Here is a 10,564-nt window from a genome sequence, read left to right as displayed (position 1 = left end):
GTTCGTTGCGCAGACCCTGGCGCACACGAAGGCATTCTGCGCCCCGATGGCGCACTATCAGGCTGAAGCCGAGGAGCAGGCCCGGCAGGAAGGCCGGCAGCAGGGTGGCGGCGGCAAGTTCGGTCATTGCGGCGGTTCCGGAGTCGGTGGATGCCATTCCGCTACCACCCCACGCTCCTTTGCCGTACTTAATCCTCCTTGCGCTGATTAAGCGGTGCTTATCCATGCTGGACTATCCACTGTTGGCGGCCCTAGCCGCCGTGATCCGCACCGGCGGTTTCGAGCGAGCCGCCCGGCAGTTGCATGTCACCCCCTCGGCGGTGTCGCAACGGGTCAAGTTGTTGGAAGAGCGTCTGGGCACCGTGCTGGTGGTGCGCGGCCAACCCTGCACCGGCACCGCCGCCGGCCAGCGCCTCTGTCAGCATGTCGAGCAGGTGGCCCTGCTGGAAAGCGAGCTGCGCGGCGCCCTGCCCGGCCTCAGCCCGGAGGACGGGCCGGTCACCCTGCGGATCGCGGTGAATGCCGACAGCCTTGCCACATGGTTCGTCGCGGCGATGGCGGATGTCGCCGGCTGCCTGTTCGATCTGGTGCTGGACGACCAGGACCACAGCGCCGAGTGGCTGCGCAAGGGCGAGGTTCTGGCCGCCGTGACCGCCAGCGCGGCGCCGGTCCCCGGCTGCAACAGCCATCCGCTGGGATCCCTGCGCTACCGTGCCACCGCCAGCCCGGCATATCTGCACCGCCATTTCCCAGACGGCGCGACGGTGGACGCTTTGGCGACCGCACCCTGCCTGACCTTCAACCGCAAGGACCAGCTGCAAGCCCAGTGGATGCGTCTGGTGCTGGGGGATCACCACCCGGCGCCTCTGCCCACCCCGCCGATCTCTTGGTTGCCCTCCACCCACGCCTTCGTCGACGGGGCGCTGGCCGGGATGGGATGGGGGATGAACCCGGAACCGCTGGTCGCCGACCATCTGGCGGCCGGCCGTCTGGTGGAGCTGGTGCCCGGCCGGCCGCTCGACGTGCCGCTTTACTGGCAACAGAGCCGGATCGCTGGCACCGCCCTGGCCGAACTGTCGCGCGCGGTCCTGCGCGCCGGGCGGCTGGCTCTGCGCGCCATGGACGCTGACACAGGACGCCGCTCCGGCGGATGAAGGCTTTGCCCGCGCCGCGTGCGCGCTTATATGGATTCAACAAATCTCTGGAGGGACTCGATGACCAGCAGCGCCGCCACGGCCGCAAACGACACCCCCGATCTGGGGGCGCTTCCCACCTGGGACCTGAGCGACCTCTACCCAGGCACCGAGTCGCCGGAACTGAAGGCCGACCTCGACCGGATGGAGCGGGAGTGCAAGGCCTTCCGCGACCGCTACGCCGGAATGCTGGCGACGCTGACCGGTGACGATCTCGCCGCGGCGATCCGTCACTATGAGGACATCGACGAGACGCTGTCTCGCGTCATGTCCTATGCCGGGCTGGTCTACAACGGCAATATGGTCGACCCGGCCGTCGCCAAATTCTACCAGTCGGCGCAGGAGCGGGTGAACGACATCTCCGCCCACCTGATCTTCTTCACGCTGGAGATCAACCGGCTCGACGAGACGGAGCTGGCAGCCAGGCAGACGGCATCCTCTGCCCTGCGCCATTACGAGCCGTGGCTGCGCGACGTGCGCCTGTACCGCGACCACCAGCTGTCCGACGAGATCGAGCGGCTGCTGCACGAAAAGCATGTGGTCGGCCGAGCCGCCTGGAACCGCCTGTTCGACGAGACCATCGCCAGCCTGCGCTTCCCGATGGGAGGAAAGGATCTGACCTGTGCTGAGGCGCTGAACCGCCTGTCCGACCGCAACCCCGCCGTCCGCCGCGAGGCCGGCGAGGTGGTGGGCAAGGTGTTGGGTGAGAATGCGCGGCTGTTCGCGCTGGTCACCAACACGCTGGCCAAGGACAAGGAGATCGAGGACGAGTGGCGCAACTATCCGACGCCGACCTCTGCCCGCAACCTGTCCAACCGGGTCGAGGATGAAGTCGTCGACGCGCTGGTTTCCGCCGTCAAGGGCGCCTATCCGGATCTGTCGCACCGGTATTACGCGATGAAGGCCAAGTGGTTCGGCCAGGACCATCTGGATTACTGGGACCGCAATGCCCCCCTGCCGGAGGATGCCGACCGCAGCATTCCCTGGAACGAGGCCCGCGACATCGTGCTGGGCGCCTATGGCCGCTTCTCCCCCGACCTCGCCAGCCTGGGCAAGCGCTTCTTCGACAATCCCTGGATCGATGCGCCGGTCCGTCCCGGCAAGGCGCCGGGCGCCTTCGCCCACCCGACCGTGCCCAGCGTCCATCCTTATCTGCTGGTCAATTACCAGGGCAAGACGCGCGACGTGATGACGCTCGCCCATGAGCTGGGGCATGGCGTCCACCAGATCCTGGCCGGCAAACAGGGCCATTTCCTGTCCGATACCCCGCTGACGCTGGCGGAGACGGCGTCGGTGTTCGGCGAGATGCTGACCTTCCGCGCCCTGCTGGCCGCGGAGACCGACCCGAAGCGCCGACGCATCATGCTGGCCGGCAAGGTCGAGGACATGCTGAACACGGTGGTCCGCCAGATCGCCTTCTTCGATTTCGAACGCCGCGTCCACACGGAACGGCGCGAGGGCGAACTCACGTCCGACCGCATCGGCGAGATCTGGATGGCGGTGCAGACCGAAAGCCTGGGGCCGGCGCTGCGCTTCGACGAGGGGTACCGGCACTACTGGTCCTATATCCCCCACTTCATCCATTCGCCCTTCTACGTCTACGCCTATGCCTTCGGCGATTGCCTGGTGAACTCGCTCTACGCGGTCTATCAGGATGCGGAGCAGGGTTTTGCCGAGAAGTATCTGGCGATGCTGTCTGCCGGCGGGACGTTGCGCCACAAGGAGCTGTTGGCCCCCTTCGGGCTGGATGCCTCCGACCCGGCCTTCTGGCAGAAGGGTCTCGGCGTGATCCGCGGCTTCATCGACGAACTGGAAGCCGGCGAAGCGAAAGCCTGACGATTGGGGTCTCTTGACCATCGTCAAGAGACCATGACGGCAGTGCGGGTATGGTGGCCTTCGGAGCATCGTCTCCGAAGGCCATCTTTTTTGGAAGCGACCACCATGCTTGCGACCACCACGCCCGCCGCCCCTGCCGCCGATTTCCCGGCCAGCAACGTTCCTCTCCTCGGCTATGCGGTCATGGACCGCGACCATGTCGATTCGGTCGCCCTGCTGCAGGCGGCCTGCGACGCCCCGGACGGGCAGCTTCAGGCTCCCTTCGCCGCCTTTGCCAAGCATCTGCGTGAGCATTTCGCCCGCGAGAACGCGCTGATGACCCAACATGGCTTCTTCGCCCTGCATTGCCACAAGGACGAGCACGCCCGCGTTCTGAAAATGGTCGCGACCATGGAAGCGGAGCTGGAAGAGGGCGATGAAGCTCGTGCCCGCCTGTATGTGGCCGAGCATTTCCCCGACTGGTTCCACACCCATCTGGCGACGATGGACCGGGTGACCGCGGATTTCCTGGCACAGGCAGAGGGATGAAGCACGGGTGGCCCATGCGCCAAGCGGGGCGAGACCCGACAGTGCCCCGGAAATGGAAAGGGGCCGGAACCTGCTCGGTTCCAGCCCCTTATGGATGGTGGGCGCACAAGGACTCGAACCTTGGACCCGCTGATTAAGAGTCAGCTGCTCTACCAACTGAGCTATGCGCCCATCCGTAGCAAATGTTCAAGAGATGGTGGGCGCACAAGGACTCGAACCTTGGACCCGCTGATTAAGAGTCAGCTGCTCTACCAACTGAGCTATGCGCCCATCTCTTGAGATGATGAACTTGGCTGAACTCATTGCCGAAATCAGCCTACTGTTCATCGCGCCGGCCAAGCCGTTGTCCCGGCCGGTGTGGCGCGGTTTATAGCGAAGGGCTTTTGCCCTGTCGATAGCAAAATCGCACCTCATGTGAATTTTTTGGCGCACGCTTTTCGGTGGCCGGACTCCACCCCCGGCGGCTACACCGACGCTGTCGAAGCGGGGCATCGGAACGGGAGATCGGAGATGGGCGGCTGGACCGAAGGCTATGTCGGCGGCATCGACTATATCCGCGCCATCTATCGCGACTGGTCGCCGGCGCTGCTCTGCTTCGCCTTGACCCTGCGCGGCTGGCGTCCGCCGGAGGCATTGCGCCGTGGCAGCTTCACCATGGCGGAACCCGGCTGTGGGCATGGGCTGACCACCGCGCTGCTGGCCGGCGCCCATCCGGCGGCGCGGTTCGAGGCGATGGACTTCAACCCTTCCCACATCGCCGGTGTCCGCCGGCTGGCCGCCGATGCCGGATTGAGCAACGCCGCCTTTCTGGAGGATAGCTTCGCCGAGTACGCCCGACGCGACGGGCCGATGCTGGATGCGGTGGCGCTGCATGGCGTGTGGTCGTGGGTGAGTGCGGAGAACCGGGCGATCCTGCTTGACACGCTGCGCCGGCGGCTGGCGCCGGGCGGCGTGGTGTTCCTCAGCTACAACGCCCTGCCCGGCACGTTCGCCCACATGCCGCTGCGCCGCCTTCTGGTGGAACGCTGCGCCGAAGGGAGCGGCCCCCTGCCCGACCGCATCGCCCACGCGGTGGAGTTCGCCGCACGCATGGCGGCACAAGGCGGCGGCTGGTTCGCCAACACCGAAGGCGTGGTGGAGCGGATCGAGCAGCTTCGCCACAAGTCGCCGAACTACATTGCCCACGAATATCTGAACGGCGACTGGACCGCCTTCTACCATGCCGACGTGGCGCGCGACCTTATGGCCGCCAAGCTGGAGTTCGCAGGCGCCGCCGTGCCGATGGAACAGCTCGACGACCTCACCCTCTCCGCCGCCCAGCAGGCGCTGGCAGCCGAGGCGAGCGATCCTGCCCGGGCCGAGACCCTGCGCGATGTCATGACCAACCGCAGCTTCCGCCGGGACCTGTTCGTGAAAGGGGGCGAGCGGCTGAGCCCGGCCGAGCGGCGCGCGCTGCTGGGAGAGACCCGCTTCACGCTCCTGGTGGCGGTCGACGATCTGCCGGAAGTGGCCTCCACCCCGGCCGGCCGCCTGCCCTTCCCGCGATCCCTCTACCGACCGCTCGGCGAGGCGCTGGCCGAGGGGCCGCAACGCCTCGACGCGCTGCTTGCACGGCCAGCCCTGGCGGCTCAGGGCGACGCGGCTCTGCTGCGCGCTCTGGCGTTGCTGACCAGCCTGTCGCTGGCGGCACCGGCCCTGCCCGAGGACGGCTTCGACGGTCGGAAAGCCTCCTGCGACCGCTTCAACGCCATGGTTCTGGATCGCCATCGCTTCGGCGACACGCCGGGGCAACTCGCCTCGCCGCTGCTGGGGGCAGGCGTGCCGGTGTCGCGGATCGAGGCGCTGTTCCTGTTGGCCGCCCGCCTGGGCGAGGAGCCGGCGGCCTTCGCCTGGCGCCACCTGTCGACCGACGGCATCGTGCTTGGCCGCGACGGAGAACGCTGCGAGGGGGATGACGCCAACCGTGCCGAACTGACGCGCCGGCATGCGACCTTCCTGCAGCGGCGGTTGCCGTTGCTGGAGGCATTGGGCGTGGTTTAGCGGGAGCGCGCAGACCCGGCCCGCTCACCGTTCCGGCGCGGTCTTCGGCAGCTTCTCCGCGATCCCGTAGAGCGCCTCGCGCCGCCGGATTTCAGCGAAGACGTCGTCGGGATGGATGTTCAGCGTCGCCCACAGCACCGATAGATTGTAGAGAAGATCGGCGCTTTCATTGATGACGCCCTGCCGATCCTCGTTCATGGCGTCCAGCGCCACCTCGACCGCCTCCTCGCCCACTTTCTTGGCGATCTTTTTCGGGCCGGCGGCGATCAGCCGCGCGGTTTTGGACTGTGCCGGGTCCATCTGCTGGCGGTCGAGGATGGCGGCATAGAGGCGGATCAGGTCGTCTGTCATCAGGGAGGTATTGTCTCTTCTGCGGGGGACGGAAGCATCCTTCTGTTAACGTGATCGTTCCGCAGCAGAATTACCATCCCCCATAGGCGCGGTGCTGCGCCGCAAGACGGTCTTATGCCATGCGGCGCACAAAATGATTCAGCCGGCCGGATCGTAGGAACGGTCGGCCTTCGGACGCTCGTCCAGCAGGGTTTGACCGGTGCTGACGAAATAGACGACCTCGGCGATGTTGGTGGCGTGGTCGCCGATGCGCTCCAGATTCTTGGCGATCATCATCAGGTGCATGTGGGCCACGAATTGATCCGGCGCCGCCAGGGCGGACCGTTCCACCTCGGCGACCAGGCTGGTGTAGAGCGCGTCCACCTCGTCGTCGGTGCGCCAGATCCTCAGGGCCGCCTCGCTGTCATTGTCGACATAGGCGTCGATCACCGCGCTGATCCGTTCGCGCACCAGCCGGCCAAGCTGCGGCAGCCCTGTCAGCGATCCGGCATTGGACAGGCTGAAGATGGCGACGGCTCGCTTCGCCGTGTTGGCGGCATGATCGCCGATGCGTTCCAGGTTGCCGGCGATCTTCAGAGCCGCGATCACCTCGCGCAGGTCGTCGGCGACCGGCTGCCGCAGGGCCAGCAGGCGCATGCAGTGCGCCTCGATCTCGTGCTCGAAGGAGTCGAGTCGCGCATCCGCCTCGACGATTTCCCGCGCAAGCTCGGGATTGCGCTGGGCCAGGCAGATCAGCGCCTGGTCGATCTGCGTCTCCGCAGCGCCGGCCATCTGCACGATGGCGGATTTCAGCCGCTTCAACGCGTCCTCGAACGCGGACACGATGTGCGGAGCGGAGGTCTTCATGGTCGCCAAACCCTTCCCGGCGGTCTTGTTCAAGGCCCTGACAATAACGCCAGGACGTTACGGTACGATGACAGCGCCTATGGCCAAAGGCGGCTTCCCTGTTCTTGTGCCCCCCCCTTGTGCCTCCGCTGAAACTGGCCGATTGATTTTGCGCCGCAGCATTGCGACACATGCTCCCGAGTCCCACCCCCAACGACGTGCCGAACCCGCCATGATCGAACGCCGCTTTGAACAGGTCATCTTCGCCAGCCGCTGGCTGCTCGCCCCCTTCTATCTCGGGCTGGTCATATCGCTGGCCGCCCTGCTGGTGAAGTTCACGCAGGAAGTCCTGCATATCATCCCGCATGTGCTGGAAATGAGCGAGAAGGACGTGCTTCTGGCCGTGCTGACGCTGATCGACCTGTCCTTTGCCGGCAATCTTCTGCTGATGGTGATCTTCGCCGGATATGAGAACTTCGTCTCCAAGATCGACGTCGCCAATCACGAAGACCGGCCGGACTGGATGGGAAAGGTCGATTTTGGCGGGCTGAAGCTGAAGCTGATTGCGTCCATCGTCGCCATCTCCGGCATACATCTGCTGAAAGCCTTCATGAACCTGGCACAGACCTCGCGCGACGAGTTGATGTGGCTGGTCATCATCCATATGACCTTCGTGATTTCCGGTGTTCTGCTGGCTTGCATGGACCGGCTGGAAGGTCATCACGGGCATGTCGCCAAGCCCGTCGGGAAAGCCGGGGAGAAATCCTCGGCGGATCATCACTGATTAGGTGGCCGGGAAGCCGCGTCTCGTCTGGCAAAAGTCTGTTGCGATGCATCATCGGCAGCGATAGACACTTCTGCGTCACGCCGGCCAGCCGGATTGACGGCGAAGCGATACGGGTTTGACTCCAGCGTCCCGCCCGTTGACAGAATGTTAACCCTAACCCGCCACTGTGCCCGTCACCTGACGCCATGCCGCTGCGGTCACCGCCCCCCCGGAGACCATGTTCACGGCAGGTATCAGGGCTGCCGGGCGCACTCTCCGCTTGAGCGTGCGGGCGCATTCGACTATGGAACCGGTGGCGGGCATGCCATGCCAGCCCGCCGGCTCGGCCGTCTCAACCGCTTTGATAGAGTTCGTCAGCTCCATGCTCTCCAAACTGCTCGGCGTTCTGTCCGCCGACATGGCGATCGATCTGGGGACGGCCAACACCCTGGTCTATGTCAAGGGCCGCGGCATCGTCCTGAACGAACCGTCCGTCGTCGCCATCGCCAACGTGCGCGGCAAGAAGCAGGTCCTCGCCGTCGGTGACGAGGCGAAGATGATGCTTGGCCGCACCCCCGGCAACATCCAGGCCATCCGGCCGCTTCGCGACGGCGTCATCGCCGATTTCGAGGTCGCGGAAGAAATGATCAAGCATTTCATCCGCAAGGTTCACAACCGCCGGAGCTTCGCCAGCCCGCAGGTCATCATCTGCGTGCCGTCGGGCTCGACCGCGGTGGAACGCCGGGCGATCCAGGAATCGGCGGAGGCCGCCGGTGCCCGTCGCGTCTTCCTGATCGAGGAGCCGATGGCCGCCGCCATCGGCGCCGGGCTGCCGGTGACGGAACCGACGGGATCGATGGTCGTCGACATCGGCGGCGGCACCACCGAGGTGGCCGTGCTGTCGCTGGGCGGCATCGTCTATTCGCGGTCGGTGCGCGTCGGCGGCGACAAGATGGACGAGGCCATCATCGGCTACATCCGCCGCAGCCACAATCTGCTGGTCGGCGAAGGCTCCGCCGAGCGGATCAAGAAGGAGATCGGCTCCGCCTGTCCGCCCGAGGACGGGGAAGGCCGTATCCTGGAGATCAAGGGTCGTGACCTGATGAACGGCGTGCCCAAGGAGCTGATCATCTCCGAACGCCAGATCGCCGAGTCTCTGGCCGAACCCGTCTCCGCCATCGTCGAGGCGGTGAAGGTGGCGCTGGAGCACACCGCTCCGGAACTGGCCGCCGACATCGTCGACAAGGGCATCGTGCTGACCGGCGGCGGTGCCCTGCTGGGCAACCTGGACTTCGTCCTGCGCCATGCCACCGGCCTGCCGGTATCGATCGCCGACGATCCCCTCTCCTGCGTAGCGCTCGGCACCGGCCGTGCGCTGGAGGAGATGAAGACGCTGCGAAACGTCTTGGTCAGCGCCTACTGATTGGTGTATCCCTGGTTGGAAGGCCTCCGGTCCCCTGCCCACCCATTGGCGGTGAGGACCGGAGACGGACCGCGTATCTGGACGGGAATTTCCTGTGAAGCCACGCTCATCCGGCTCCGTCATCCGCCTTGCCGCCCCTTTGCGGGCTCTCGCGCAGCGCTTTTCCTTTCTCCTGCTGGTGCTGGCCTCCGTTGCGCTGATGATGGTCGGCAAGATCGAGTCCGTCTCGGTGGACAGTGCGCGCGCGCGCGTGACCGACGCGTTCGCCCCCATCCTTGACGCCATCTCCCGCCCCGCCGCCACCGCGGCGCGCGTGGTCGAGTCTGCGGTGGAAATCGAAAACGCCTTCGATGAGAACCAGCGCCTGAAGGCGGAGAATGCCCGGCTTCTGCAATGGAGGCAGGCAGCCTTGCGGCTGGAGGCGGAGAACAACAGCCTGCGCAGCCTGCTGCGGGTTCGCCCCGAACCGTCGGTCAACTACATCGCCGCCCGTGTCATCGCCACGCCCGGCAGCTCCTTCGTCCGTACGCTGGTGGTCACCGCCGGCAAGCGCGACGGGGTGCGCAAGGGACAGGCTGCGCTTGCCGGTGCCGGGCTGGTGGGTCGCGTGATCGAAGTCGGCGAATGGTCGTCCCGCGTCCTGCTGCTGACCGACATCAACGCCCGTATTCCGGTGATCCTGTCGAACACGCGCCAGCGCTCGATCCTGGCCGGCGACAACTCCGACCAGGCCAAGCTTCTTTACCTGCCGCCGGACTCGCCGATCCAGGTGGGCGAGCGGGTGGTGACCTCGGGCGACGGCGGCCTGTTTCCGCCCGGCCTGCCGGTCGGCGTGGTGACATCGGTGAGCGAACGCGGCATCCGAGTTCTGCCCAGTGCCGACCTGTCGCGCATCGAGCATCTGCGTCTGGTGGATTTCGGCCTGCCGAGCACCGATCTGGACCCGTCGCCAGAGTCGAAGTGAGCTGGATGTGGACATGAGCCGGCCGGAAGGTCCGACGGCCGGAGGATCGCCGACATGACGGCGACCTTCTGGCAGAAGGTGGACAAGACCGGGCGCAATCTGGCGCCCTTCGCCGTCACGGTGATGATGGTGCTGATCGGCATGATCCCGGTGCCGGTGCCCGGCTATGCCCCGGTGGCGCCGAACCTCACGCTGGTCTCGGTTTATTATTGGACAATCCACAGGCCTGACCTGATGCGTCCGGGGGTGGCCTTTCTGATCGGGCTGCTGCAGGATTTCCTGATCGGCGGGCCGCTGGGTGTGAATGCGTTGATGCTGGTCGTCGCTCAATGGGCGGCGCTCAACCAGCGCCGTGTGTTCCTGGCCAGCACCTTCGCGCTCTTGTGGTTCGGCTTCACGCTGGTGATGGCGGGGGCGGTGCTCTTGCAATGGCTGGCCTTCTCCGTGCTCAGCGGCAGCATGCTGTCGATCATGCCGGCCCTGTTCCAGGGTCTGCTGACGGTGGCGGTGTTTCCTGCGGTGGGCTGGCTGCTGATCCGCGTCCACCGCGCGTTCTTGAACGGGTAAAGGGTCCCGACGGGTCTCATGAGTTCGATCGATCGCGACACCGACCGTTCCCGCCTGCGGCGCGCCGCGCC

10 protein-coding genes and 2 tRNA genes are annotated in these 10,564 nt (G+C 65.9%); 8 read left to right on the top strand and 4 right to left on the bottom strand.

Features of this window, described 5'->3' with window-relative positions; genetic code table 11:
- The first annotated feature begins 224 nt into the window (after nucleotides 1-224).
- From I71_RS19435 to I71_RS19425, 3 genes are all read left to right on the top strand, one after another.
- Nucleotides 225-1,154, top strand: coding sequence for a LysR family transcriptional regulator ArgP (locus I71_RS19435; RefSeq protein WP_042696679.1), 930 nt, complete (start codon nucleotides 225-227; stop codon nucleotides 1,152-1,154).
- Nucleotides 1,155-1,214: 60 nt separating this feature from the next.
- On the top strand, nucleotides 1,215-3,029 hold the full coding sequence (locus I71_RS19430) for a M3 family oligoendopeptidase (RefSeq protein WP_042696676.1): 1,815 nt from the start codon (nucleotides 1,215-1,217) through the stop codon (nucleotides 3,027-3,029).
- Nucleotides 3,030-3,134: 105 nt separating this feature from the next.
- Nucleotides 3,135-3,557: a bacteriohemerythrin gene (locus I71_RS19425; RefSeq protein ID WP_049976202.1), complete on the top strand. Its 423-nt coding sequence runs from the start codon at nucleotides 3,135-3,137 to the stop codon at nucleotides 3,555-3,557.
- Between the two features lie 95 nt (nucleotides 3,558-3,652).
- Here I71_RS19425 and I71_RS19420 read toward each other — a convergent pair.
- Nucleotides 3,653-3,728, bottom strand: a tRNA-Lys gene (locus I71_RS19420).
- A gap of 23 nt (nucleotides 3,729-3,751) precedes the next feature.
- Nucleotides 3,752-3,827: transfer RNA gene (locus tag I71_RS19415), tRNA-Lys, on the bottom strand.
- A 240-nt stretch (nucleotides 3,828-4,067) separates the two neighbouring features.
- Here I71_RS19415 and I71_RS19410 point away from each other — a divergent pair.
- Entirely contained in the window at nucleotides 4,068-5,597 is a 1,530-nt protein-coding gene (locus tag I71_RS19410; RefSeq protein WP_042696674.1) for a class I SAM-dependent methyltransferase, read from the top strand.
- Nucleotides 5,598-5,621: 24 nt separating this feature from the next.
- On the opposite strand, the gene hisE is transcribed toward I71_RS19410, so the two are convergent.
- Both hisE and phoU read right to left on the bottom strand, forming a co-directional pair.
- A complete protein-coding gene (hisE, locus tag I71_RS19405) occupies nucleotides 5,622-5,948 on the bottom strand; it encodes a phosphoribosyl-ATP diphosphatase (RefSeq protein ID WP_042696672.1) in 327 nt (108 codons plus the stop codon).
- Nucleotides 5,949-6,086: 138 nt separating this feature from the next.
- Entirely contained in the window at nucleotides 6,087-6,794 is a 708-nt protein-coding gene (gene phoU / locus I71_RS19400; RefSeq protein ID WP_042696682.1) for a phosphate signaling complex protein PhoU, read from the bottom strand.
- Between phoU and I71_RS19395 the strand changes: the two genes are divergently transcribed.
- The 4 genes from I71_RS19395 to mreD all read left to right on the top strand — a co-directional run bounded on the left by I71_RS19395 (nucleotide 6,793) and on the right by mreD (nucleotide 10,493).
- Nucleotides 6,793-7,557 (top strand): TIGR00645 family protein, encoded by a 765-nt coding sequence (locus I71_RS19395; RefSeq protein ID WP_375731209.1) that lies wholly within the window; start codon nucleotides 6,793-6,795, stop codon nucleotides 7,555-7,557. The genes phoU and I71_RS19395 overlap by 2 nt on opposite strands.
- 364 nt (nucleotides 7,558-7,921) lie before the next feature.
- Entirely contained in the window at nucleotides 7,922-8,962 is a 1,041-nt protein-coding gene (locus I71_RS19390) for a rod shape-determining protein (protein ID WP_012974729.1), read from the top strand.
- 94 nt (nucleotides 8,963-9,056) lie between these two features.
- On the top strand, nucleotides 9,057-9,926 hold the full coding sequence (gene mreC / locus I71_RS19385; RefSeq protein ID WP_042696669.1) for a rod shape-determining protein MreC: 870 nt from the start codon (nucleotides 9,057-9,059) through the stop codon (nucleotides 9,924-9,926).
- A gap of 54 nt (nucleotides 9,927-9,980) precedes the next feature.
- Entirely contained in the window at nucleotides 9,981-10,493 is a 513-nt protein-coding gene (mreD, locus tag I71_RS19380) for a rod shape-determining protein MreD (protein WP_042696667.1), read from the top strand.
- Nucleotides 10,494-10,564 lie beyond the last annotated feature (71 nt).

The sequence above is a fragment of the Azospirillum sp. B506 genome (genome assembly GCF_000333595.1).
In the GTDB taxonomy this organism is placed as follows: domain Bacteria; phylum Pseudomonadota; class Alphaproteobacteria; order Azospirillales; family Azospirillaceae; genus Azospirillum.
Note: the sequence above shows the minus strand (reverse complement) of the source record. Positions and strands in the feature narration are given on the sequence as shown.